The organism is Nostoc sp. DedQUE07, assembly GCF_034530975.2.
GTDB lineage: Bacteria > Cyanobacteriota > Cyanobacteriia > Cyanobacteriales > Nostocaceae > Nostoc.
In genome coordinates this window covers 112,882-139,067 of record NZ_JAVRCC020000014.1, presented here as the reverse complement: position 1 = coordinate 139,067, position 26,186 = coordinate 112,882, and the positions used below count along the sequence as shown (strand labels likewise).

General features: G+C 40.4%; 13 protein-coding genes and 1 pseudogene. 12 read left to right on the top strand and 2 right to left on the bottom strand.

The window, feature by feature from the left end:
- Positions 1–4: 4 nt before the first annotated feature.
- On the bottom strand, positions 5–172 hold the full coding sequence (locus RMZ95_RS13940; protein WP_322683063.1) for a hypothetical protein: 168 nt from the start codon (positions 170–172) through the stop codon (positions 5–7).
- Between the two features lie 284 nt (positions 173–456).
- Here RMZ95_RS13940 and RMZ95_RS13935 point away from each other — a divergent pair, with 284 nt between their 5' ends.
- Positions 457–678 (top strand): hypothetical protein, encoded by a 222-nt coding sequence (locus RMZ95_RS13935; protein WP_322683062.1) that lies wholly within the window; start codon positions 457–459, stop codon positions 676–678.
- A 53-nt stretch (positions 679–731) separates the two neighbouring features.
- On the opposite strand, the pseudogene RMZ95_RS13930 reads toward RMZ95_RS13935, so the two are convergent.
- Positions 732–1,010 (bottom strand): annotated as a pseudogene (locus RMZ95_RS13930) (AMP-binding protein); the annotation flags it as partial.
- Between the two features lie 1,381 nt (positions 1,011–2,391).
- Here RMZ95_RS13930 and RMZ95_RS13925 point away from each other — a divergent pair.
- The 11 genes from RMZ95_RS13925 (at position 2,392) to RMZ95_RS13875 (ending at position 26,174) form a co-directional block, all read left to right on the top strand.
- The gene (locus RMZ95_RS13925) at positions 2,392–4,518 is read left to right on the top strand and encodes a patatin-like phospholipase family protein (RefSeq protein ID WP_322683061.1); all 2,127 of its coding nucleotides are present in this window, start codon (positions 2,392–2,394) and stop codon (positions 4,516–4,518) included.
- Positions 4,519–4,783: 265 nt separating this feature from the next.
- Positions 4,784–5,179 (top strand): hypothetical protein, encoded by a 396-nt coding sequence (locus tag RMZ95_RS13920; RefSeq protein WP_322673924.1) that lies wholly within the window; start codon positions 4,784–4,786, stop codon positions 5,177–5,179.
- Positions 5,180–5,445: 266 nt separating this feature from the next.
- The gene (locus RMZ95_RS13915) at positions 5,446–9,678 is read left to right on the top strand and encodes an SDR family NAD(P)-dependent oxidoreductase (RefSeq protein WP_322683060.1); all 4,233 of its coding nucleotides are present in this window, start codon (positions 5,446–5,448) and stop codon (positions 9,676–9,678) included.
- Positions 9,679–14,670: a non-ribosomal peptide synthetase gene (locus RMZ95_RS13910; protein ID WP_322683059.1), complete on the top strand. Its 4,992-nt coding sequence runs from the start codon at positions 9,679–9,681 to the stop codon at positions 14,668–14,670.
- A gap of 141 nt (positions 14,671–14,811) precedes the next feature.
- Positions 14,812–15,408 (top strand): LysR family transcriptional regulator, encoded by a 597-nt coding sequence (locus tag RMZ95_RS13905; protein WP_322683058.1) that lies wholly within the window; start codon positions 14,812–14,814, stop codon positions 15,406–15,408.
- Positions 15,409–15,417: 9 nt separating this feature from the next.
- Positions 15,418–16,104 carry a cupin domain-containing protein gene (locus RMZ95_RS13900; protein ID WP_322683057.1) on the top strand — a complete coding sequence of 229 codons (687 nt, stop codon included), beginning with the start codon at positions 15,418–15,420 and terminating at the stop codon, positions 16,102–16,104.
- 13 nt (positions 16,105–16,117) lie between these two features.
- Positions 16,118–16,912, top strand: a complete 795-nt coding sequence (locus RMZ95_RS13895; RefSeq protein WP_322683056.1) for an SDR family oxidoreductase — start codon at positions 16,118–16,120, stop codon at positions 16,910–16,912.
- Between the two features lie 231 nt (positions 16,913–17,143).
- The gene (locus RMZ95_RS13890) at positions 17,144–22,093 is read left to right on the top strand and encodes a non-ribosomal peptide synthetase (protein ID WP_322683055.1); all 4,950 of its coding nucleotides are present in this window, start codon (positions 17,144–17,146) and stop codon (positions 22,091–22,093) included.
- A gap of 52 nt (positions 22,094–22,145) precedes the next feature.
- Positions 22,146–23,162 carry a fatty acid desaturase family protein gene (locus RMZ95_RS13885; RefSeq protein WP_322683054.1) on the top strand — a complete coding sequence of 339 codons (1,017 nt, stop codon included), beginning with the start codon at positions 22,146–22,148 and terminating at the stop codon, positions 23,160–23,162.
- 29 nt (positions 23,163–23,191) lie between these two features.
- Positions 23,192–24,355, top strand: coding sequence for an aldo/keto reductase (locus tag RMZ95_RS13880; RefSeq protein ID WP_322683070.1), 1,164 nt, complete (start codon positions 23,192–23,194; stop codon positions 24,353–24,355).
- 25 nt (positions 24,356–24,380) lie between these two features.
- Positions 24,381–26,174 carry an ABC transporter substrate-binding protein gene (locus tag RMZ95_RS13875; RefSeq protein WP_322683053.1) on the top strand — a complete coding sequence of 598 codons (1,794 nt, stop codon included), beginning with the start codon at positions 24,381–24,383 and terminating at the stop codon, positions 26,172–26,174.
- Positions 26,175–26,186 lie beyond the last annotated feature (12 nt).

The following is a 26,186-nucleotide window of genomic DNA, read 5'->3' as shown; positions in this document are numbered from 1 at the left end:
CCTCTTATTCAGAAAGTAGATTATCACATTTTGGTATTAGTGGGATAGGTTCTTGTTTCTCATCAGCGAAGTGAGTACGGGGGAAACAAGCCTTGACGCTTCCTGAGTCTTCCCGTACACTTACCTGTCCTTTTTTCGCTTTGCCAGTTGGTGTTTTTGATGAATTTACCATAATGCTCATTTAATGCTCAAAGTGTTTACTCAGTTTTTGAGTTAACTGATATGTAAGTATTATAGACTAGGTTAATCATTCTTCACGATCTGATAAAGGTGCGTTCAGGTCGAGTTTAGAGCAAATTCAAATCAAAGGGAATGGGGGACAAGGAGAAATAAGCAATGCCCAATTACGAATTAGTTACAGCGTATTCAGGTAAATTCTGCCCCTGCACTTGCAGCCACATCTGCTAATGATAAATTAATAATTCTATCTCGTAGACAGTTTAGAAGCAGAAGGGTTTGAAGCGATCGCAGCCGAAAATGGTCTATTATCTTACCAAGCCCCCGACAGTAAAGGAATTGTTAGAAGCGATCGCTACCCGATTAGAAAAACAAGCAACCATGCGCCAGTGCTATATTGCTCAGTCCAAGCCAGTTCCAGAACTCCAAAGTACTGATGCAGACACATCAGCAAATTCCCAATCACTCTTGCCTACTTGTCCTCAACTTAAAGAGCAATAATTCAGACAAACTACTACTTGTGCTGGTAATGAGCGATTACGTTCTTCTGCTGATGTATTGGCGATCGCCTTACCAATAGATATTTTCTTGCTATCATGGCATTTTGCGTTCGCCTTCGGCGTGGCTTTGCCAATTGTGGCACAGACACTAGCTTCCGTCGGGCCGTAAGCGTTGAAGAAGTTTCTGCCAACAGACCACTGCTTGATTAATTCAGCAGAACAAGACTCTCCGGCGACAATTATTGTTTGCAGTGCCGGGAGTTCCTCCACGGGCATAACCGCTAACGCTGATGGTGGTAGTGTGATATGGGTAATGCAGCGATCGCGTAATCTAAAAGCTGACTATGATTATCTAACCGCATTAGCTTGTATAGCGATTCCCTGTTAAGTGAGGTACAGATAATATTTTGAAACGCAGAGGGACGCAAAGTAAAGCGCAGAGGTACGCAGAGATTTGTACCTCAACAGACTAGGAAATGCTATATATCCTTCTTAAAGTCCGCTCTTCAATAATTAATATTACCTAACTAAACTTTTGCTAAAAGTGGGTTGGCATTAGGTAACAACTAGCCATCAAAATCATTTCTCAACAATTTCAATTGTTTTTGTAGTCTCTACTTCCTAAAAAGTAATACTTAACTCCAAGCTAAGTCTATTGTAATCGGTAAATCTTTAATTTATTTAAGGAAAAATTGAACAAATTCAGTTTTGTTACTTTATAAATAGCTTTAACAATAGCTTCAAGTCCATATCCTGCTACAGCATCCCCCTACAACCGTTATTAGACCAAGTAGCCCGATACCTCCTACGATACTAAACGGATTTCCCAATGGTGTAAGAATAGCTGCAACCGCAGCAGGATTACCCCTAATGTAACTGATGATTTTACTCTTTTTTGATAAAAACTAATCTATAGGACTCATATTTGATTGCGTGAAAAAACTCAGTAGACCTCTAACTTTCTTCTCTCCTGTTCCCTGTTCCCTGTTAAGAGTTTCCTTTCTATCGCGCTTGCGCTGCGCTTCTCTACGAGAGGCTTCTCTACGAGAGGCTTCGCCAACGCTAATGCCAACGCGCACCACGCAAATAATTTCAGAAATAAAAACAGATTCCTATATCGTTGAAACAAATTTACTTTCTTTAAATTAACATACTGAAAATTTCAGTTAAAAAATCATCTCATTTTTCTCAATAAAATGCAACAGCATTTCAAACAATTCGGTTAAGACAGTTAAGACAGTTAAGACAGTTAAGACAGTTAAGAAATTAATCGCCAACAAGTAATGTTGTTCGCAAAGATTTAAAGCATAATAATTTTATAAATTTAAGTAAATATTTAGATAAATATCTTGACTAAAAAATTCAGATAAACTATGTTTCTGATACAATGAACATAAATTTTGAATATTTGGGCAATAATTAAAATTTTTCAAAATTGTAATAAATGATAGTTTTGAATAAGTTATAAGTTTATAAAGGTTTAGTAATTTTGTTTAATACTTGTCAAGATTTGAATTGGAAAAATCTTAATGGTGAGTGAGATATGGCAACTAACAAAGAGCGCAGCCATACTGGTATAGTCAGTCGTAGAGAGTGCGACGATGGACGATGATAGGAATCCGAGTACACTCCATTAATTCAAGCGATCGCCATAAATTTTAATCGTCGCTAAGGACTTTCTTCAGTTCTACTCTTATTTGGAGATTAAAATATCGTGACAACCCAGGTATATAGCCAATCAGTTATAACATTTGATGGTCAAGATGATTATATAAATTTTGGCAGAAATGATATTGGTGGTGTTTTTGCTGAGGGGAGTTCAGCCTTTACAATTTCTGGATGGATTAATCCTCAAGAACTAAAAAATCAAGCCACTACATACGGAACGCACAATGTTTTTTTTGCCCGTTCCTCAGACCGATATAGTGATAACTTTGAGTTTGGCATCAATGAATCAGGAAACTTAGATATATATATTGATGAAAAGGCTGAGAAGGTTATCAAAACCTTTGGCAATGGAGAATTAACTGTCGGACAATGGCACTTCTTTGCTATTGTTTTTAATCGGGGTCAACTGACTATACACCTTGACGAGCATGAGTATTTTGGCTATTTGACAGGTGACTCTTTAAACAAAGCAACTAGTCCTGTGACTCTGGGCGCGACTTTACACAACAACATATATTTCACAGGTCAATTAGCTAATATTAGCGTCTGGAATTACCCCTGTCCGCCAGTGGAAATCCAAACACACCGCATTAAGCCTCTAGTCGGGAAGGAACAAGGATTAGTCGCTTATTGGATTTTAAACGAAGGAGAAGGAACGACCGTAAAAGACCAGACTGAAAATACTCATAATGGAACTTTGCATGGTAATCCCACTTGGGGTTTAGCACAAATTCCATTTGGAATTACCCAATCATCGAACCAGAGTCCAACAACAAGCAATTCCCCAGAAGAGAACCAGTCAGTTGCAGAGGTTTCCTCCACTGAACTAACTGCTGTTGGCAAAGCTGACTCGCAGCAATCCATTGAGGTTTCCCCAGATGTAGAAAACGACATTCTTGTAACTCCCTCTCCTGTAGCCTCGACTACAGGAAAGGGAAAAAAAGGGGCAAAGAAGCAGAGTGAAAATACCAACATTCAAACTTCCCAGCCAAAGCAAGAGGAGAAAGTCGAAATAGCTCAAGCAACTGAAAGTCAAGTTCTGGCCGATATCCAACAGCCCAAAAAACCACAAAAATTAACTCAGGAGCGATCGCAAAAAACTATGATTACTACAGCCAATCCTAGATATAAAATTCTTTCCATTGATGGAGGCGGTATTCGAGGCATTATCCCAGCGCTAATATTAGCAGAAATTGAAAAGCGCACAAAAAAACCGATTTTTAGTTTATTCGACTTAATTGCAGGCACTTCAACCGGAGGAATTCTGGCACTAGGATTGACTAAACCCCAATTAAGTTTAGATCCATCTATATCTGAAAGTGAGCCACAAGCTCAGTACAGTGCCGAACAGATGGTCAAATTATATGTCGAATATGGGGCTGAGATATTTTACGAGCCATTTTTTGAACATTTGCTCGGCCCTCTTGAAGATATGTTTGCTCAACCCAAATATGCGTCTGACGGCAGAGAAGAAATTATCAACCAATATTTTGGTAATACCCCTCTAGAAAATAATCTTAAAGAAGTTTTCGTCACTAGCTACGATATCGAACAGCGAATTCCGATATTCTTTACCAACCAAATCGAAAAACAACAGATAGAATCTAAAAAATTTCGGAAGGTGAGTGTCGGTTTTACGCTCAAAGATGCGGCAATGGCAACTAGTGCGACACCTACTTATTTTCCTCCCTATCGAGTTGCGACTTCCCATAATCCTAGTGGCTTCTATAATTTAGTAGACGGAGGATTGGTTGCTAATAATCCAGCAAGCTTGGCGATTACAGAAGCGAAAATCAGTAGACAAGCTCAAAAAGCAGTGCTACATACCAACGATATCTTATTAGTTTCCTTGGGTACAGGTTCCCTGACGAGTGTTTACAAGTATAACGATGTGAAAAATTGGGGACAATTGCAATGGGTAAAACCTCTTTTAAACATTGTTATGGACGGTGGTAGTGAAGTTGTAGCTGGAGAATTAGAACACTTATTTGAGTCTCCTGACAAGGAAATCAGAGGCTCTTATTATAGATTTCAAACATTCCTAACAGGTGATTTAGAAGACATAGATAATGTCAAATCAGAAAATATTCGTCAGTTACAAACTATAGCTCATCGACTGATTACAGAAAAAAGTAAACAAATCGATGAGTTATGTAGTATTTTGTTAGCCTAAAAAAGAGGCAGGGGAGCAGGGGAGCAGGGAGATGAGGGAGCAAGGAGATAAACAAAACTCTTAACTCTTAACTCCTAACTCAGCACGGGCTAAACCTTAGCTTTTTGCTAACAGCACTCAGCACTCCTCACTCAGCACTAAGTTTTGAAAAAGTAAAAATTAGTCACCATCTCGATTAAGTACTAAGCTAGCAAGTAAGGGTGAATAAATTCTATCACCCTTAATCAAGATTTAACCAAGAATGTAAGGATTTGAGGTAATTCCAATGGATGAAGTCGTTAAAAAAATCGCTGCTTTGGGTCTTCCTGGCATACTTCTGGTAATTGCAATTTCTGCAACAGGTTTGGCGGGTGGTTACGGCGTTGTAGCTGCCCTGGCGGGGTTGGGAGGCCCGTTTGGCATCATCGGCGGTCTAGGTGTGCTTGGTTTGACAACGCTTGTAGGGGAGGCTATAGCGGGATTTGGAATTGAAGCAGTTCTCAAGAATATTTATGCAGAACGTCGCAAAACCGAATCTGTGAGATATCTCCTCAAAGAAATTAAAGATTTACCCATTACAGAGGATCTAAAACTCAAACTAAAAAATGAACTTAACCCAACAATCACTGATAATTTTGAAGAGGTTCAGCCGCCAAAGACAATTGAAATCGTCGAGGAATAATTTTACTGTAACATTTGTTGAAACTGTCAACAAAATGTTACTAAATTAAGTGCGATCGCGCTTAATTGCTCTCAAATAATAAAATGGCCTCTGAGTCCGATTTATACCGGATGAAACACTCAAAGGCCATTATTCAAAATTATGCAATGCCGCATGAAAGTATATTTAATTAGGAACAGATTAAAACCTAAAAACTTGTTCTGCACTAATTCATTCAATTTATAGTTTTTAACCACCACTTATATACAGTATGGGTTGATAATCAAATGAATTTTTCAGAAAAAAAAAGTTTAGATTTGGAGAAAATACAGCAACTTAAAACTGATTTTGAATTAGTTTTGTTGGAGAAAGCTTCAATAAACGAATGTACAGTAATTGTCAAGAAAATATCTCCGCTAGAAGTCATACTATATATTGTTTCAAGCTCAAATATTTTGCTAGAACAAATTCGCTTTTATCTTCAAGATATATGCGATGAAGCATTACTACCAAGAGCTTTTGTATCAGTGTCAAATCTACCTTTAACTGCCGCAGGAGAGGTAGACGAATTAGCTTTGAGTAACATTCCTGTTATTGATGAAAGTTTAATAGAGCAAGTAGAAAAGCAACTTAATTCTCATTATCAAATCGAACAGGCAGTGGTAGTAGTGCAGGAGTTGAGAAAGCAAATTCCCTCACTCCATTTGTCAGATTTGCTCCCAGATTGGCAAAACAAAAATGCGATCGCAAACTTTTCTCCAATCCTCAAAAACTCTCAGCCCAATACACAACAACATTTCACACAGCCGAAGCCACTTGCCATCAGCCACGGTGATATTCTCCCGAACGATCGCAATGCACCTATTACCTTGCCGGAAGTTTTGCAAAGAGCTGCTCAAAAGGTTACAGGTGAGGGTATTATTTACCTGTTGCCCGATGGCACAGAACTACGCCAATCCTACGCTGAATTACTGGAAGTTGCCGAGCGAATTCTTGCTGGTTTGAGAAAGTTGGGACTCAAGCCAAAAAACAAAGTCATATTGCAGATGGAACTTAGCTGTGACATTATTCCAGCTTTTTGGGGCTGCATATTGGGAGGCTTTGTACCTGCGATCGTGGAAGTACCACCAACTTATAGAGAATCAAACAAGGTGGTGGATAAGCTTTGTCATATTTGGCAGTTCTTAGATAGTCCAGTCATCTTAACTACAGAAGCTCTCAAACAAGAGGTAGAATTACTATCGCAATGGCTACCAGCAGAACGCCTAAAAATAGACACGATTGAAGCATTAAAAGACAATCCTGCCAGCAAACAATATCACCAGAGTCAACCAGATGAAGTGGCTCTTTTCAATCTAACTTCTGGCAGTACAGGAATCCCAAAATGCGTTCAATTGACTCATCAAAATCTCATTGCTCGTGCCAGAGGAGCTAACCAACTCAATCAACACCAGCGAGAAGATATAGTTTTAAATTGGCTGCCGTTCGATCATATTGGCAGCATTTCCGACTGGCATATTCGTGGTATAGAAATCGGTTGCACCCTCGTTTATGCCCAAAAAGAATATATCTTAGGTCGCCTCCTCAACTGGTTGGATTTGATCCATAAATATCGGATTACTCATAGCTGGGCACCCAACTTTGCTTATGCCATAGTTAATGACTCTCTCAAACAAGAACCAGAACAGAACTGGAACTTATCTTGCGTAAAATTTCTCCTAACAGCTGGCGAAGCAGTATCTAGTAAAGCTGTGGAAGATTTTCGAGAAAATTTAGTTGTTTATGGACTCGAAGCAACAGCAATTAGACCAGCTTTTGGGATGGCAGAGATGGGTTCGGGAATTACATATTATCAGCCCACCAAAGAAGCAGCTTTGTTATTCCATAGGATAGATAAATCTATCTTAGAAGGTACTATTAAACGAGTAGAAATAGACCATACGAATTATCATACTTTTACTGATTTAGGTTCAGTTATTCCTGGGGTTAAAATTCGCATAGTAGACGAGCAAAACTCTGTATTAACAGAAGACACTATCGGTCGTTTGCAAGTTAAAGGTGATGCAGTTTCTCCGGGATATTACAACAACTACGATGCGAACAGTCAATCATTTTTAAAAGATGGCTGGTTTGATACTGGAGATTTAGGATTCATTGCCAACGGACAATTAGTTGTTACTGGTCGCGCCAAAGAAACTATCATTATTAATGGAGCTAACTACTACAGTCATGAAATTGAAGCAGTAGTTGAAGAAATTGCAGAAATTGAAGTTTCCTACACAGCCGCTTGTGCAGTCTGCGATGCTGATGATGCAACAGAGAAACTGGCTATCTTCTTCAGTTCGCCTGTTACGGAAGATCAAAAACTATTAGAACTGCTAAATAAAATTCGGCAGACAGTCGTCAGTAAAATCGGGTTGAATCCTGATTATTTAATTTTATTACCTAAAGAAGATATTCCTAAAACCATCATTGGTAAAATTCAGCGATCGCAACTTCGCGATCGCTTCGGTGCAGGTGAGTTTAACCACATTATCAAACAAGTTGATATATTACTAAATAATACTAATACTATTCCTGATTGGTTCTATCAAAAAGTCTGGCGGCGGAAGCAAGCCAAACTTATAAAAGCTTTACCCCAAGGTTGTCTAACTATAGTCTTCCTCGATGAGTTAGGATTGGGGACATTTGTTTGTCAGCAACTAGAACAGCAAAACCTGCCATATCTGTGTGTTTCACCCGGCTCTGATTTTGCTAAAAAAGATTCCAATCACTTCTTTTTAAATCCTGGAAATGCAGACCATTATCAGCTTTTGCTTGACACAATCAAGGCAGAGAAACAGACCATTGGTCAGATTCTCCATCTGTGGAATTATCAAGAGTATGGCGGAGAAATCAAAAGCCTAGCAGCTCTGGAAAAAGCGCAAGAACAGGGAATTTACAGTTTGTTATTTCTTGTCCAAGCCCTAGCAAAAACTCAAAGTTTCCCAGATTTACAGTTATTGTTTGTTTCTAGCTACACCCAATCTACGCAACTAACAGACAAGATTGCTTATGAAAAATCTCCAGTTCTCGGTGTAATTAAAACTATTCCTCAAGAAATACCTTGGTTAAATTGTCGTCACATAGATTTGACACCAAATTCAATACAGGTAGATGGTAACTATCTTCTACAAGAACTCCAGATTTTCTCAAAAGACCAAGAAATAGCTTATCGCAATGGACAACGTTTAATTGCAGGTTTAGAAAAAGTTAATCTGCAAGACAAACCAAAGCAAGAACTTCCTTTGAAAATGGGGGGAATGTATCTCATAAGTGGTGGGCTTGGAGGCGTTGCAGTTGAAATTGCTAAATATTTAATTAAGTTTTTTAATGCCAAATTATTATTAGTAGGTCGGACTCGTTTACCAAATGTCTCATTAGAAAAAGTCAAAGTTTATCAGGAATTAAAGCAGCTTGGTTCCGTGGTTTATGAAGCAGTGGATATCTGCGACTTTCAAGCAGTGCAACAAGTGGTGGAAAAAGCCAAGGCTAACTGGGGATGTCAACTGGATGGCGTGATTCATCTGGCGGGAACTTATCACGAACAAATGCTAGTGAATGAAACACCACAGAGTTTAGCTGCAATTCTGCAACCCAAAGTGTTAGGTACTTGGGTACTACATCAGGTACTTAAGAAGCAAGGACAGGGGATTTTCATTAGCTTTTCGTCTTTAGCAAGTTTCTTTGGTGGAGCGACAATTTCTGCTTATGCTGCTGCTAACAACTTTTTGGAAAGCTTTAATCAATATCAACGTTCTGTTAGTGGGTTGCACAGCTATTGCTTTGCTTGGACAAATTGGCGTGATACAGGGATTAACAAGGGTTATCAGAGGCAAGAAATCACCCGCGCTCAAGGCTATTATGAGATGAGTTTGCAACAAGGATTATATTCCTTTTTGGCTGGTTTATATCACAACCAAGCACAGCTAATAGTCGGTTTAGATGGCAGCAATCCCAAAATTCGGCGTTTCACCTCTGAGTTTCCAGGGCTACAGAAATTAACTGCCTATTTCACTACGAGTAACGGTTCTACCGTACCAGAGTTATCAGATTTGACGGTGCGCGATCGCTTCACAACAACCGTTAACTGTGACTTCGTGCAACTATCCCAAATGCCTCTCACTGCTAATGGTGAAATCAATCGAGACTTATTGGCTAGGGGTATGACTCAAAGAGCGATCGCTCCCCGAAACGAGACAGAACGGCAAATAGCTCAAAACTGGCAAGAAGTATTAGGCATACCTCAAATTGGCATTCATGATAACTTCTTTCAATTAGGAGGAAATTCCTTGCTAGCCTTCCAAGTCATTTCTCGGTTGCGTGAGACTTTTTCTGTTGAGTTGTCGCCCAATCGTTTTTTTGCATCCCCAACTGTAGCTGGTTTGGGAGAAAGTCTTGAGGCGCTACAAACTGTCGTCAGCAAGTGGAATGTAGCTATTGATGACGCAGAGGAAGAATATGAGGGAGGCGTATTATAAATGACAACAATAGAATTTGTCTCTTATTTAAATAGTTTAGGCATCAAAATTTGGTTGGAAGGCGATCGCTTAAACTATCGCGCTCCCAAGGGAGTGATGAACCCAGACCTGAAAAACCAATTGCTAGAACGCAAATCAGAAATCCTGGCTTTTATACAAGAAGCCAAGACTGCCACAGACTCCTCCTTTGCACCAATACTGCCTATAGAGCGTTCTACAGAGTTGCCCTTATCCTTTGCCCAGCAGAGGATGTGGTTTCTCTATCAATTAGAGAGCCAAAGCCCATTTTATAACGAGGGTTTCCAGCTGCGCGTTCAAGGTGTACTCAACGTAGAAGTTCTTCAGCAGAGTATCAACGAAATCATTCGCCGCCACGAGATTTTACGGACAACATTTCCAGCAGTAGATGGAAAACCCGTGCAGGTAATTTCTCCTAGCTTGCTGATTGCTATGCCAGTGCTGGACTTGCAAGGTTTAGAAGAATCAGAAGTACAACAGATTGTCACAAAAGAAGCTCGGCAACCTTTTGATTTGGATAATGGCCCTTTGTTGCGAGTCACTTTACTGCGACTGGGGTCAGAGTCGAATGTGCTGGTGTTGATTATGCACCATATAATCACGGATGGCTGGTCAATGGGGATATTCATCAAAGAGTTGTCCAGCCTCTACCGAGCTTTTACTCTTGATTCTCCTTTATTCCTCCCTGAGTTGCCCATCCAGTATGCTGATTTTGCAGTTTGGCAGCGACAATGGTTAACCGAAGAAATTCAAAAACAGCAACTTAACTACTGGAAGCAACAATTAGCTGGTGCTACACCCTTATTAGAACTACCCACAGACAAACCACGTCCCGCCGTTCAGACTTTCTGTGGTGCTACCCAGGAATTTCAAATTGACCAAAATTTGAGCCAGCAAATCAAAACCTTCAGCCAACAGTCAGGAGCTACCCTCTTTCATACCCTACTGGCGGCTTTCGTAGTTTTAATGTTTCGTTACAGTGGTCAAGATGATATCTGCATTGGTAGCCCTATTGCCAACCGCAACCGCACAGAGATAGAAACATTGATGGGCTTTTTTGTCAATACATTGGTACTGCGTCACCAAATCGAGGGAAATCCGAGTTTCGGTGAGTTTCTCTCTCAAGTGCGACAAGTTGCAACGTCTGCTTATACTCATCAAGATGTCCCCTTTGAACAAGTAGTAGAAGCCTTGCAACCAGAACGTTCTCTCAGCTACAATCCCCTATTCCAAGTGGTGTTTGTCTTAGAGAATTTCTTGTTGGATACATTAGAATTGCCCGATGTTACCCTGACTCCTCAATTTATAGAACGTGGAACATCTCAGTTTGATTTGACCTTGGCAGTTTGGGACACAAAAGAGGGGCTGATCGGTTCGTGGGAATATAACAGCGACCTCTTTGAGCCAGATACCATTGCGAGGATGACAAGTCATTTCCAGACTTTGTTAGCAGGGATTATTGCTAATCCGAATCAAACCATTGGTGAATTACCACTGCTGAGTCAGCAGGAGCGACATCAGTTACTAGTGGTGTGGAATGATACTTATACGCCTTATCCTGACAGCAAATGCATCCATCAGTTGTTTGAAGAACAGGTGGAAAAAACACCAAATGCTGTGGCTGTGGTCTATGAGGATGAGTCTCTGACATACCAGCAATTGAACCTCCGCGCCAATCAATTAGCGCACTATCTGCAATCTTTAGGTGTTGGTGCAGAAGTATTGGTAGGAATTTGTGTTGAGCGTTCGTCGAAGACGTTGCCGAAGGCATCGCCTTTAATGATAGTAGGATTGCTGGGCATTCTCAAGGCTGGTGGGGCTTATGTACCGCTTGACCCAGCGTATCCCCAAGAGCGGTTGGCGTTTATGCTAGAAGATGCCCAAGTTAAAGTACTGTTGACCCAGAAAAGCTTGGTCGCAATGCTACCGTCACATCAAGCGCAGGTGATTTGTCTGGATAGCGACACAGCAATCTTCAGCACCAGTGTAGAGAATTTACTCCATACAGTAACAACTGACAATCTGGCTTATGTGATTTACACTTCCGGTTCCACTGGCAAACCCAAAGGAGTGCAAATTGAACATCGAGGATTGTTAAATCTCGTCTTTTGGCATCAACAAGCTTTTGCAGTGTCGCCGCTTGACCGAGCAACACAAATTGCGGGAGTCGCATTTGACGCTTGTGGTTGGGAAATCTGGCCTTATCTGACGGCGGGAGCTAGCATTCACTTTCCCAATGATGAAACCCGGCTTTACCCCGAGCAACTACGAGACTGGTTGTTGTCAAAGGCAATAACCATTAGTTTCCTCCCGACACCAATGGCCGAGAAAATTTTATCATTAAATTGGCCGGCGAATGCTGCTTTGCAGACTTTGCTCACAGGTGGGGATCAATTGCATCAGTATCCTTTAGATTCCCATCCCTTTAAGGTGGTGAATAATTACGGGCCAACAGAGAATACTGTAGTCACAACATCTGGTACTGTTCCGAAAAGACAACAAGACTATATACCACCTGCGATTGGGCGGGCGATCGCTAATACCCAAGTTTATATACTCGATTCCCTGTTACAGCCTGTACCCATTGGTGTGACTGGAGAATTGTACATCGGTGGTGAGAGCTTAGCACGAGGCTACTTCCACCGTCCCGACCTGACATCAGAACGCTTCATTAGTAATCCTTTCCAAAGAGGCAGGGGAGCAGGGGAGCAGGGAGCAGGGAGTAGGAGGACAATTCAGCACTCAGCACGGGCTAAAAGCCCCGCTTCTGCTAACAGCACTCAGCACTCAGCACTTTTATTATATAAAACAGGCGATTTGGTTCGCTACCAAGCCGATGGCAATATAGAATTCTTGGGTCGCATTGATAGCCAAGTTAAAATTCGTGGCTTTCGCATTGAACTTTCCGAAATTGAGGCGGCTTTGACTCAACACCCACAGGTACGCGATGCTGTTGTGCTTGCAAGAGAAGATAAACCCAGTATTAAGAGTTTGGCAGCATATATCATCCCAGAACTGATACAGCCGAACAGTAATGAGTTACGTCAGTTTCTCAAGTCCAAGCTCCCCAGTTACATGATACCTGCATCCTTCACAGTTCTAGAAGTTCTGCCGATTACCCCCAACGGCAAAGTAGATCGTCGTGCATTACCAGTACCAGAGTTCGAGTTCGATGAATCAACTGGCTTTGTCTCTCCCCACACCCACACTCAAGAAGTCTTGGCAAAGATTTGGCGGGAGGTTTTAGTTCTAAAAAAAGTCGGTATCCACGACAATTTCTTTGAATTGGGCGGAGATTCTATCATTAGTATGCAAATTATTGCTAAAGCTAATCAAGCCGGACTAAAACTTACTCCCAAACAAATATTTCAACATCAAACAATTGCTGAATTAGCTGCTGTTGCTGGTACAATTAATTCGGTTCAATCAGAACAAGGTTTAGTTACAGGGGTTGTCCCTCTAACACCGATTCAGCACTGGTTCTTTGAGCAAAATCTGCCAGAACCTCATCACTTTAACCAATCCTTCCTGCTAGAAGTTCCCGCAAATTTGCAACCGGAGTTATTAAAGCAGGCACTACAAAAGTTACTGTACCATCACGATGCTCTACGCCTGCGGTTTGTGCAGCAGGAGGGGCAATGGCAGCAGTACAACAGTGATGCGAGCGATGGCGTATCGTTGGGTATTGCAAATTTGTCCTATCTGCCCCAAGCAGAACAGTTAAGGACAATTGAAGCCAGGGCAGAGGAAGAACAAAGAACGCTGAACTTAGCAGATGGGCCGCTGATGCGGGTCGTTCTGTTTAACTTAGGCAATTCCCCCGGACGTTTACTCATTATCATCCATCACCTGGCTGTAGATGGGATCTCGTGGCGAATTTTGCTAGAAAATTTATCTGGAGCATACAAACAATTAGAAACTGGCAAAAGTATCCAACTACCTGCAAAAACAACTTCCTTCAAGGATTGGGCAATGCGATTGCAGGATTATGCCCGCAGTCAACAACTCTACTCACAGTTAGATTACTGGCTGGACTCAATCCAGTTCCCAATTGCTCCTTTACCGTTGGATTATGCTGCTGTTGCCCAAGATAATACTGTAGCTTCCAGTCGGATTGTATCTGTATACCTGAATGTAGAACAGACTCGCACTCTATTACAGGATGTCCCCGGAGCCTACAATACTCAAATTAACGATGTGCTGCTGACAGCGTTGGTGCAGACTTTCGCTCGTTGGACAGGTTCTCACTGCCTTCTGATTGACTTAGAAGGTCACGGACGAGAGGACTTGTTTGAGGATGTGGACTTGTCTCGTACTGTAGGCTGGTTTACTACTATATTCCCCGTGCTGTTAAAACTGGAGGATCGTTTCGATCCCGGAGAGGTTCTCAAGTCGGTAAAAGAGCAACTGCGACGTATTCCCAACCGAGGTATTGATTATGGCATCTGGCGCTATCTTAGCCTGGATGAGAGCGATCGCAGTGAAAAAGCTCTTGAGCAGGGAGCAGGGAGCAGGGGGGCAGGGGAGCAGGGGAGGCAGTGCGGTCTTGGGGGTTTCCCCCAGGAGCAACTGCCGTCGAGCAGGGGAGAAAAACTACCTATACAAGTCCTACCCCAAGCTGAGGTGAGCTTTAACTACTTGGGTCAATTTGACCAAACGCAGTTAGCAACCCTTGGGTGGAAATATGCTCAAGAGTCTAGCGGTTCCATTCACAGTCTCAAAGGACAGCGCCGCCATTTGTTAACTGTAAATGGATTAGTTGTTGAAGGAAGGCTGAAACTGGAATGGCAATATAGCGAGCATTTCCATAGCCGGGCCACTGTAGAAAATCTAGCTAATGAGTATATAGAAGCCTTAGAAGCTATTATTGCCCACTGTTTATCCCCAGAGGCAGGTGGCTATACTCCTTCAGATTTCCCAGAAGTTGAGTTTAGCCAAGAAGCTTTGGACGAACTACTAGCAGAAATTAATTAAATAAAGTCGTTCATACTATAAACCCGGTTTCTGTTTTAACAAAGTTTTCTGCAAATAAACTAAATTTCTGGAGGTAATTTATAACAAAACTACTAATGATTCACTACCAAAAAATATCATGATGATTACTCAGGAAAAACTATGCTGGAATTTCAGATTGAATTTCAACCTCGTATCCCTCCTTCAAAAAATTTAGTCATAGGTACTTTGGGGCCTAATGCTACTAGTAGTGACTACGCTGCCAAGCACATAAATAACCATCTTATCTCAGAAGAATTTACTGTATCAACTCAGTTATTTGATACTTTTACAGATGTCAAAGAAGCTTTGCTACAAGACAAAGTAAATATGGCTTTAGTCCCTCATGCTTACGACCGAATTAATGAGTTTTATATGGAGCCAAGTTTTGAGCTAGGCTTCATTTTTATATTTCCTACTCCAGTTTATGGATTGGCTAAGAAAAAAAATAAAGAGGCAGTTTTCAACGGTTCTAGAATTGTTACTCATCCTGCTCCTTTACCTCTGTTAACAAAACTATTGCCAGACTCTCAAGATCGAACACAAATACAAGTGGATTTGTCTCCTTCTACCAGCGATTCAGCGATGCAGGTAATGCAGGGTTTAGCCGATTTCGCTATTACTAATGAGAATGCGGTGAAAGCCTACGATTTAGAATTTATTTCAATCTATGGAAACATTCGTATGAGTTGGTCTATTTTTCAAAAAAAATTAAATTAGCAGAAAGTTATGTCTAAATATTTTCCTCAGCCAAAAAACATCAAAATTAATTCTGATGTTGAGTTAATCGCATTTCAATGTCAAGACACAGTTGTGCAATTAGCTTCTATTCCCCCAGGAGCTATTTTTGAATTGCATCGACATCCCGAAAGCCAAATTGGAATGCAAATTGCGGGACGTTTGGAATTTAACCTCAACGGTACTAAAGAAATTCTGGAGCCATTTGAGCAAGTTTATGTAGCTGGTTCTAATATTCTTCATGGTTCTATCAACCCTTTCTCAGAAACAGCGTTAGCGTTTGATGTGAAACGCATCACAAATTTTGAGGAAGCTGAGGAGGCTATTCTGAAAGTTACATCAACTCAAGATGAAGTTACAGGTTTTGAGTGTAAGTCTGTTGTTGGTTCTTGGTTTGAGATTATTATCACTCAAATTCCTCCCAAAGGAATAATCCCAATTCGCCAATCGGCTGATGAAATAATGGGAATAATCCTGAATGATAAATTGACGATCGCAGTTGCAGAACAACAGCAACAGGTAGAATATGGTAGTGTTTATTATGTTCCTGCTGATGTTGTTTATGGAGGATATAATTCTTCTGATGAAACAGTATCTTTGATTGAACTTGTGATTAAACCTCGCTCTCATTTTTCGCTCAAAGATAGTTTTTCTAAGACAGCGCTAACTACTTCCTAAAGGAATATTCATCATGGATTTAGGATTAACACAAAAAGTAGCTTTAGTGACCGGAGCAAGTGCTGGCATAGGTTATAGCGTTGCCCAAAAACTGGCAGCAGAAGGTTGTCAGTTAATAATTTGTGGGAGAAATTCTGAACGGTTAAAACAAGCTTATCAAGGTTTGATTGGTTCTCAAGCAAAAATTGTCCCGATTTCTGCTGATGTGCAAAATCCAAGTGATTCTCAAAACTTAGTCCAAGAAGCTCTCAACCAATTTGGCAAAATTGATATCTTGGTTAATAATTCAGAAGGGGCTAGTTTTTCTAATGAAGCAGTAGAAAATCTATCTGATGAAGATTGGTTGTCTGTCTTTGAAGGCAAGTTAATGGGCTATATTCGCATGACGAATTTAGTGCTACCGACGATGAAAAGTCAGCAATGGGGACGCATTATCAATATTGTTGGGACATCAGGTAAAGAACCTTCTAGTCGTCTTGTGAAATCGGGAGTGGCGAATGCTGGATTAATCAATTTTACTAAAACTGTTGCTTCACAAGTTGCTAAGTGGAATGTTTTAGTTACCTGTGTCAATCCTGGTTTGATTGATACTCCAAGGCATAGAGAATATTTAGAAGTATTTGCCGAAGAAGAAGGTCGAACGGTTGATTCAATCATTGAAGGAACTAATAAAATGATTCCTCTTGGTCGTCGTGGTTTTTCTAGCGAGGTTGCTAATTTGGTAGCTTTTCTAGCGTCAGAATGTGCCAGTTATATTACGGGTGTTACTATTCCAGTAGATGGCGGATTGTCAACATCTGCTTTTTAAAAAATTTGGTAAATTTTTAGTTTATACAAGTTCTATTTGATTTATGAAAATTACTTTTTTTCAATGAACCGCAGAGGCCCAGAGGTTATTAATACATTGCTAATAAAATTGGGCAAACCTCTGCGTACCTTTGCGCTTGACTCTGCGTTCCTCTGCGTTAAAAAACATTGGTTTTGTACCTCACTTAAATGAAAATCGCAATAACCTAATTAATATCATCTTTAAAAAACAATGGTAGTTGCACAAAAACAAAGTAAAAATAAAGATATTGAATCTATTTATCCTCTTTCACCTACGCAAGAGGGGATACTCTTTCATACTCTATATGAGCCGGAATCGACAATATATTTTGAGCAGTTTCAATTAACTATTCATGGCAATTTAGATTCAGGTGTATTTGAACGAGCTTGGCAACTTTTGGTAGAGCGACATTCGGCTTTGAGAACTCTTTTTGTTTGGAAGAATCGCAAACAAGCAGTTCAGGTGGTGCGAAAAGAGGTGAATTTGCCTTGGTCTAATTTAGACTGGCGAATGTTTCCTCAACAGGAGCAAGAAATACGTCTCAATTCTTTCTTAGATTCAGATAGAAAACAAGGGTTTGAACTTGACAAAGCTCCATTAATGCGCTTTGCTTTAATTCGGGTAGCTGATGAGAATTATGAGTTTATCTGGAGTTTTCATCACTTATTAGTTGATGGCTGGAGCTGGCCGATTATCTTCAAAGAATTGTTTGCTTTATATGAGTCAATTCAGAACGGTCAACAGTTATATTTAGCTCCCAGTCGTCCTTACCGAGATTATATTAATTGGTTGCAGCAGCAAGATTTGCCTGGAGCGAAAGCGTTTTGGCAACAAAATCTTGAGGGTTTCACTGCACCTACGCCTTTGATAGTAGAGCGATCGCTAGGACAGAGTTCTCACCAACAGCAAAATATTGAGGTGCGATCGCAACATCTATCAGCCCAGACGACAACTACCTTAAAATCTTTTGCCCAACAACATCATCTGACACTTGCCACCTTGGTACAAGCTGCTTGGGGGCTGTTACTAAGTCGCTACAGTGGTGAGTCTGATGTGGTTTTTGGCACTACTGTATCTGGTCGCCCACCTACTTTATCTGGTGTGGAGTCGATGGTGGGATTGTTTATTAATACATTACCCGCACGGGTGAAAATCCCGGATACAACCGATTTGTTAACCTGGTTGCGGTTGTTGCAACAAGAGTACATAGAACGGGAGCAATATTCATACACTCCACTGGTAGATATTCAAGGCGTAAGTGAAATTCCTCGCACTCAACTTTTGTTTGAAAGCCTCGTTGTATTTGAAAACTATCCTGTAAATGTAACGTTGCAACAACTTCCTGGAAACTTAAGCATTGGGGAACTACAAGACAGGGGACAAACCAATTATCCTCTCACACTGCTGGCAATTCCTGGCGAGGAAATGACTGTAAAAATTTACTACGATCGCCAACGTTTTGATGCAGATATTATCGATCGCATGGCCGGCCATTTCCTCACTTTGTTGGAAGGAATTACCGTCAATCCTCATCGCACCCCAGGCGAGTTACCGATACTGACTCCAGCAGAGCAAGATTTGCTTTTAGTACAGTGGAATGCTACCTCAGCAGCGCATCCCATCAATCGTTGCATCCATCAATTATTTGAGGAGCAAATTGAAAAAACACCTCAAGCCTTGGCGGTGGTATATGAAAACCAAAGTTTGACTTATGAAGAGTTAAATCAGCAAGCCAATAAAATCGCCCACTACTTGCAACGCTTCGGTGTGAAAGCAGATGTTCCAGTGGGTATTTGCGTGGAGCGATCGCTAGCAGCTGCGATCGCTATTTTAGGTACTCTTAAGGCTGGGGGAGTTTGCGTTCCCCTCGATCCTACTTATCCGCCAGAGCGTTTAGCCTTCATGCTCAAGGATTCTCAAGCACCAGTCGTCTTAACTCAAACACGTTGGAAGTCATTACTTGATGGTAACTTGGCTCATCGTCTAATTGTGTTAGATGAAGATGAAGACGAAATCGCCAAAGAATCTGAGAGTAATCTGCAAGTTGAGGTAGGAGTTGATAATTTAGCTTACATCATATATACCTCTGGCTCTACTGGCACTCCTAAAGGCACTCTTGTTACCCAGAGATCGCTCGGCAATTTAGTAGCACACCATCAGGCAAAAATGGCCACAGGTATTGGTGTACTTCAGTTTGCTTCACTCAGTTTTGATGTCAGCTATCACGAAATATCCGTGGCGTGGGGCTTGGGAGGCACGCTGTATATGATTTCTGAATGCGATCGCAAAGATTTAGATAAATTAATCCACTTACTTGGCAACAACCCAATTGGGAAAGTTTTTCTGCCCGTTACTCTGTGGCAGCAATTAGCGGAAATCTACGGAGAGCAAGCACATTTATTTCAGAATATTAGGGAAGCGATCGCTTGTGGCGAACAACTTCAAATTACTCAGCCTACGATCAAGCTGTTTAAGCGTCTGGAAAATTGTACGCTCTACAATTTCTATGGCCCCACGGAAGCAGACTTAGTGACAGCTTATACTTTTAGCCAAAAGCCAGATGAATGGCCGATTTATCCACCCATTGGTAAAGCTGCTGTCAATGTGCAAGTTTATCTGTTAGACAGCAACCTTCAACCCGTGCCGATTGGCGTTCCTGGGGAACTTTACGTTAGTGGTGATGGTTTGGCTCGTGGCTACCTCAACCGTGCAGATTTGACCAATCAAAAATTTCTACCAAATCCGTTTACCGATTTTGGATTGCCGATTTTAGATTTTAGATTGAGGGACACAAGTGAAAATTTCCAATCTGCTGAAAGTTCTGATAATCCAAAATCCAAAATCCAAAATTTAAAATCAAGTTGTTTGTACAAAACTGGGGACTTAGCCCAATATCTACCAGATGGCAATATCGAGTTTCTGGGACGGATAGACGATTTAGTAAAAATTCGGGGCTTTCGCGTTGAACTGGGAGAAGTTGAAGCCGTTCTGAGCAAACATCCTCAAATTAACCAAGCCGTAGCTAAAGTGCATGGGGAAAGTGCTAGGGAAAAATATTTAGTCGCTTACTTTGTCCCCATTGCAGGAGAGACAATCACAGTCGAACAACTGCGGGCTTTTTTGACTGTGCAATTGCCAGATTATATGATTCCATCAGCTTTTGTCGAAATGGAATCTTTTCCGCTCACACCCAACGGTAAGGTAAACCGTCGCGCCTTACCAGAACCGACAACAAACCGACCTGAATTAAGTCAAACTTTTGTTGGGCCGCGTACTCCCACCGAAGAAATTTTGGCTGGTATCTGGAGAGATGTTTTAGGGTTAGAACGAGTTGGTATTTACGATAACTTCTTTGATTTGGGGGGACATTCTTTACTAGCAACTCAGGTGATTGCTTTAACGCGCAAAGCATTTGGGATAGAATTACCACTGTTAAGTTTGTTTGAGTCTCCTGCGATCGCACCTTTAGCAAAAAAAATCGCCACAGCTAAAGCCCCAGATCGGCAGGAGTTAGCTCTAAAACGGTTGCCCTCGCAAAACGAGCCAATACCAATTTCTTTAACCCAGCTAGAGTTGTGGTTTTTTGACCAATTCTATCCAGGCAATTCCATCTATAACCTGCCTTTGGTCTATCGCATCACAGGTGCGCTTAACGAGAAAGCATTATCAGAGAGTTTAAGAGAAATTGTCTGGCGACATGAGACATTGCGATCGACTTTTCAGGTTAAGAATGGACAAGTCGTTTATGCTGTTATTAACGAGCCTGTCTTTGACTTTTCAGTAATCGATCTTCAGCACCTCCACGAAACTGAACGCGAAGCTCAAGCCACACAACAGGCTGAACAGGAAATTAAGCATCCTTTCGATTTGGCACGAGGCCCTTTATTACGCAGCAAGCTTTGGCGCTTGGACGAACAAGAGTATCTATTCGTTGCTGTCACCCACCATATTGTTGCTGATGGTTGGTCTTTTAGTGTCCTAACTCAAGAACTGGCAAAAGTTTACGAAGCTTTCTGTGAGGGTAAGCCGTCACCTCTGACTGAGTTACCGATCGCATATACCGACTTTGCTCAATGGCAGAGGCAGTGGTTACAAGGACAAATCTTAGAATCTCAGCTTCAGTTTTGGCAAAAGCATTTAGGCATTAGTCCGCCAATATTGAAGCTACCATGCGATCGTCCCCGTCCACCAGCGCGAACCTTTGAAAGTGCAGGCCAATCGGTAGTTCTCTCCCAGAAGTTAACCGATGCACTCAAGGTGCTGAGTCAACAGGAAGGCGTAACCCTGTTTATGACATTGTTGGCAGCATTCCAGGCATTACTTTTCTCTTATACAAGACAAGAAAACATCATTGTCAGCAGTGCCCTAGCAAATCGCACCAGAGTAGAAACTGAGGGATTGATTGGTTTCTTTGTCAATTTACTGCCATTTTGTACCAACTTAGGAGGAAACCCCAGCTTTCGGGAACTACTTGGCCGAGTACGCGAGGTAGCCTTGGGTGTTTACGCTCATCAAGAAATGCCCCTGATTAAGCTAATAGAAGAACTCCAGCCAGTCAGAGATCCCAGTTACACATTAATAAATCAAGTAATGTTTGTCTTTCAAAATACTCCAGAGGATAATTTACAATTTGCAAATCTCACTTTGAAGGAGCAGTTTATTGCTAGAGATACAAAAGATACCGCAGAGTTTGATTTAGAGTTAACGCTCGAAGAAACATCAACAGGTATTGAAGGTTTGCTCGTATACAGAACCGATTTATTTGAACCTGCAACTATTACCAAGATGGTCGAGAATTTTCAGACCTTGCTGGAAAAAATAACGACCAATTATAACCAACGTCTAGCTGAACTTATCTTAATATCGGAACCTCCAAGTTTGCCTACTCAAACTATTGTCTCCCCAACATCGAGGGATTTTGTTACACCTCAAAATCCTATCGAAGAAGTTGTGTTAGCTATTTGGAAAGAAATTTTATGGATAGATCGGATTAGCACTCAAGACAACTTTTTTGAACTGGGAGGACATTCTGCTCAAGCTCTTGAAGTTATATGCAAAATACAGTCAGCTTTGCAAGTCGAACTGCCGTTAATTTACCTGTTTGAAAAACCTACTGTATTTCAGCTAGCAGCAGCCATCCAAGACCAATTAAACAATTAATAGGTTGATATCTGGTTTGTCAATTGTTATTGTCAACGTAGAAATGAAAAATATGGAACTTACAAAAAACAATCAAATAATTGAGAATGCCAGACCTAGTATTAAAGAAGTTACTCAAATATCTAACGAAGAACTTCGTATATTGCATGAGATTCCTACATTTAGACCGATTGTTCAAACATTCGTTGTCATTAGTACATATTTCATCCTCTCAGCTATTGGGTTCTGGTTGAATAACTGGGCAGTGTGGTTATTAGTCTGGTTTGTCCAAGGATTTTTATTTGTCTGTTTTTTTGCGGCAATACATTATTGCTCTCACTATAGTTTGTATAAGTCAAAAAATACTAACCGATTCATGGGGACTTTATTATCATTAGTATTATTGATGAACTTTTCATTTCACAAATATATTCATATTGGACATCATCGAGAAGCAAAACTCAAAGGTAAAATCGTAGGAGATACCTCAGCATGGCAAACCTTTCCTAACATTAAGACTTATCTTCTTGCCTTGACATATTTTTATCCTCTTGCCGTATGCAAGAATTGGTGGTTAGTAACCAAAGATTTATATTTCGACTCTTTAAAAACAGATACGCAAGAGGAATCATCCTTACCAACTAGCTTTTATTTGAGCTATTTTAAAACACCAGAACAACACCAATTTGTCTTACAAAATAATTGGCTACTGTTGGGTTGGATTGTATTAATGGTAGGATTGACCGTAATTTTTCCTGGGATTTTGTTCTTTGGTTACTGGATACCATTAATATCTTTTGCTTCTCCATTCGGTTTTATTTTCAGTATTACAGATCACTATGGCTGTGAGTCTGACTTAAATCACAACCTATGGAATGATACACGAACAATGATTTCTAACCCGATAATTAGGTTTTATTACTGGAATAATAATTACCATGTAGAGCATCATCTATACCCAAGTATGCCACCGTGTAACTACTCCAAGATACATGAGTTAATTCAACATCACCTTCAGCATATTGAAAAATCATACTTGATGTTTCATCTAAAAATAATGCAAGGCTTGATTGCGGTAAAAAGTCATTAATAAATCGCTCTAATCAAAATACATTTATGATGCAATATCGTAGATTCGGGCGTACAGAATTGCCAATGCCAGTATTTTCTTGTGGTGGAATGCGCTACGTCTATACTGAGTATAAAGAGCTTACTCAAGAACAAATTCCCGATGAAAATCAACAGAATCTAGAAGCCACTATTCGCCGTTCTTTAGAAGTTGGCATCAATCACATCGAAACTGCTCGAATGTATGGGACTTCTGAGATGCAATTAGGAGCTATTTTACCTAAGTTGCCTAGAGAAAAAATTATTGTCCAGACTAAGGTTACTCCTACATCTGACTCGGAAGACTTCCGCCATTTATGTAAGAAATCTTTGGCTTTATTAAAGCTAGATTACATTGACTTATTAACATTGCATGGCATTAATAATTACCAACATCTTGAAGATAGCATTCGTCTCAATGGATGTCTTGATGTAGCGCGACAATTGCAAGCTCAGGGTAAGGTAAAGTTTATTGGCTTTTCTACCCACGCTCCAACAGACTTAATTATCAAAACCATTGAAACCAATCAATTTGATTATGTCAATCTCCACTGGTACTACATTAATCAATTCAATTGGCCCGCCATTGAAGCCGCCAAACATCATGATATGGGTGTATTTATCATTAGCCCATCAGATAAAGGTGGTATGCTTTATAAGCCTCCACAAAAGTTATTAGACTTGTGCTATCCTCTTAGCCCGATGGTATTTAACGATCTGTTTTGTTTGAGCCATACTCAAGTACATACTCTCAGTTTGGGTGCATCTAAACCATCAGATTTTGACGAACACTTGAAGGTTATAGAACTTTTAGAGCAAGCAGATGAAATTTTACCGCCAATTTTAAACCGTTTAGAGAAAGCAGCGATCGCCACATTAGGACAAGACTGGTATCGTACCTGGCACACTGGTTTACCCGCTTATAAAGAAACCCCTGGTGAGATTAATATTCCAGTTATTTTGTGGTTGCGAAATTTAGCGATCGCTTTTGATATGTATGAATATGCCAAAAGGCGTTACAACCATTTAAATACTGCCGATCCTTGGTTTCCTGGTTTGACAGCAGAAAAAGTTAGACAATTCGATCTAAGTGATTGTCTGCGTCATAGTCCACATGCTGATAAAATACCAGCATTATTAGAAGATGCCCATAGGTTGTTATCTCAATCTAGTTAAGGATATATTGCGGAGTAGTTTCACGATGTCGGATTATAAGTTATTAAGAAATGATAAAAAATATACTTTAATTCGTCATCGTTGGCTAGTAATTTTGCTAGCTTTTGTAACTGCGATCGCAATAAGTATCTATCATCAAATTACCTTAAAAACCAACGTAATACCAACATCTGAAATTATCGTCCCTTTCCCAACTGAACCCACAACTTTCAATCCGGCTTTAATCGTAGAATCGGCTTATATTTTAAACTATACTTATGAAGGGCTAGTTAAAGAAAATGCTCGTGGAGAAATTGAACCCGATCTAGCCAAATCTTGGCAAACTTCCCAAGATAATAAAAAAGTAATTTACACCCTCAGAAAAGGGCTAAAATGGTCAGATGGGAAACCACTAACGGCTGAAGATGTCGTTTTTACCTACAATGAAATTTACCGTAATCCAGACATTCCTACTTACGCTAAAGACTTCTTCATGATTGGTAAAAATCGTACCTTCCCTACTGTGCGAAAGCTTAATAATCTGCGAGTTGAATTTACATTACCTGAACCATTTGCTCCATTTGTTCGGGCTACAAAACTAGAAATTTTACCAGCCCATGTTTTTCGGGAAAGCATCAAAACAAAAGAGCAGGATGGCATACCTAAATTTATGTCTACTTGGGGAACTGATACTCCCCCAAAAAATATTATTGTCAACGGCCCTTATACAATAGAATCTTATACTCCGAGCCAGCGAATAATTTTCCGCAAAAATCCTTATTACTGGCGTAAAGATATTCAAGGCAATTCGCAACCTTATATCGAGCGTGTGATTGGGCAAATTATTCCTAATCAAGATACTTCTTTGATCCAATTTCGTTCTGGAGGATTGGATTACATCAACGTCAATACTGATTATTTTTCATTATTAAAACATGAAGAAAGCAAAGGAAAGTTTACTATCTATAATGGCGGTCTTTTTGTTGGATCAACTGCTATTACTTTTAATCTCAATCAAGGCAGTAGGAATGGTCAACCACTGGTCGATCCCATAAAGTCTCGTTGGTTCAATACAGTGGAATTTAGACAAGCAGTTGCCTATGGAATCGATCGCCAACAAATACTCAACAATATCTATAAAGGATTGGGTAAACTGCAAAATTCGCCGATTGCTGTACAGAGCAAGTATTATTCTCCTGTGCAAACTGTCTATGAATACAATCTTCAAAAAGCGAAAAAATTACTTCTAAAAGCAGGCTTTAAATACAACAATCAAGGTCAGCTATTAGACGAGCAAGGAAATATTGTCCGCTTTAGCCTAATGACTAATAGTACCAATAATGCCTTGCAGGCGATGGGAGTACACATAAAACAAAATTTGAGTAACCTTGGCATAACTGTTGATTTTAATCCCGTAGCTGCTAGCATTTTCATCAACAAACTGACTCAAACTTTTGATTGGGAGTGTCAATTACTTGAGGTTGCTGTCGGTCAAGAACCAAATGATTGGGCTAATGTTTGGTTGCCTGAAGCTGGTTGGCACTTTTTTAATCAAGAATCCCAAGCAGGACAAATGCCGATAATAGGGCGACAGGTTGCAGATTGGGAACGAAAAATTGGTAATTTATACATTCAGGCAGCCTCTGAGGTGGATGAATCAAAGCGTAAAGCCATGTACGTAGAAACTCAACAAATTACTCAGGAGTATCTGCCATTTATTTATCTAGTTAACCCTTTCTCAATGGTAGCAGTACGAAATCGTATCCAAGGTATTGAACACTCTCCCCTACTAGGGACATTTTGGAACACTTACAACTTGAAACTGACTGAGATTAACTAAAGAGGATATCGT

Coding starts and splice junctions, on each gene's coding strand:
- RMZ95_RS13940 (WP_322683063.1), bottom strand. CDS start 172: ATGGTAAATTCATCAAAAACACCAACTGGCAAAGCGAAAAAAGGACAG.
- RMZ95_RS13920 (WP_322673924.1), top strand. CDS start 4,784: ATGGATGAAGTCGTTAAAAAAATCGCTGCTTTGGGTCTTCCTGGCATA.
- RMZ95_RS13915 (WP_322683060.1), top strand. CDS start 5,446: ATGAATTTTTCAGAAAAAAAAAGTTTAGATTTGGAGAAAATACAGCAA.
- RMZ95_RS13910 (WP_322683059.1), top strand. CDS start 9,679: ATGACAACAATAGAATTTGTCTCTTATTTAAATAGTTTAGGCATCAAA.
- RMZ95_RS13905 (WP_322683058.1), top strand. CDS start 14,812: ATGCTGGAATTTCAGATTGAATTTCAACCTCGTATCCCTCCTTCAAAA.
- RMZ95_RS13900 (WP_322683057.1), top strand. CDS start 15,418: ATGTCTAAATATTTTCCTCAGCCAAAAAACATCAAAATTAATTCTGAT.
- RMZ95_RS13895 (WP_322683056.1), top strand. CDS start 16,118: ATGGATTTAGGATTAACACAAAAAGTAGCTTTAGTGACCGGAGCAAGT.
- RMZ95_RS13890 (WP_322683055.1), top strand. CDS start 17,144: ATGGTAGTTGCACAAAAACAAAGTAAAAATAAAGATATTGAATCTATT.
- RMZ95_RS13885 (WP_322683054.1), top strand. CDS start 22,146: ATGGAACTTACAAAAAACAATCAAATAATTGAGAATGCCAGACCTAGT.
- RMZ95_RS13880 (WP_322683070.1), top strand. CDS start 23,192: ATGCAATATCGTAGATTCGGGCGTACAGAATTGCCAATGCCAGTATTT.
- RMZ95_RS13875 (WP_322683053.1), top strand. CDS start 24,381: ATGTCGGATTATAAGTTATTAAGAAATGATAAAAAATATACTTTAATT.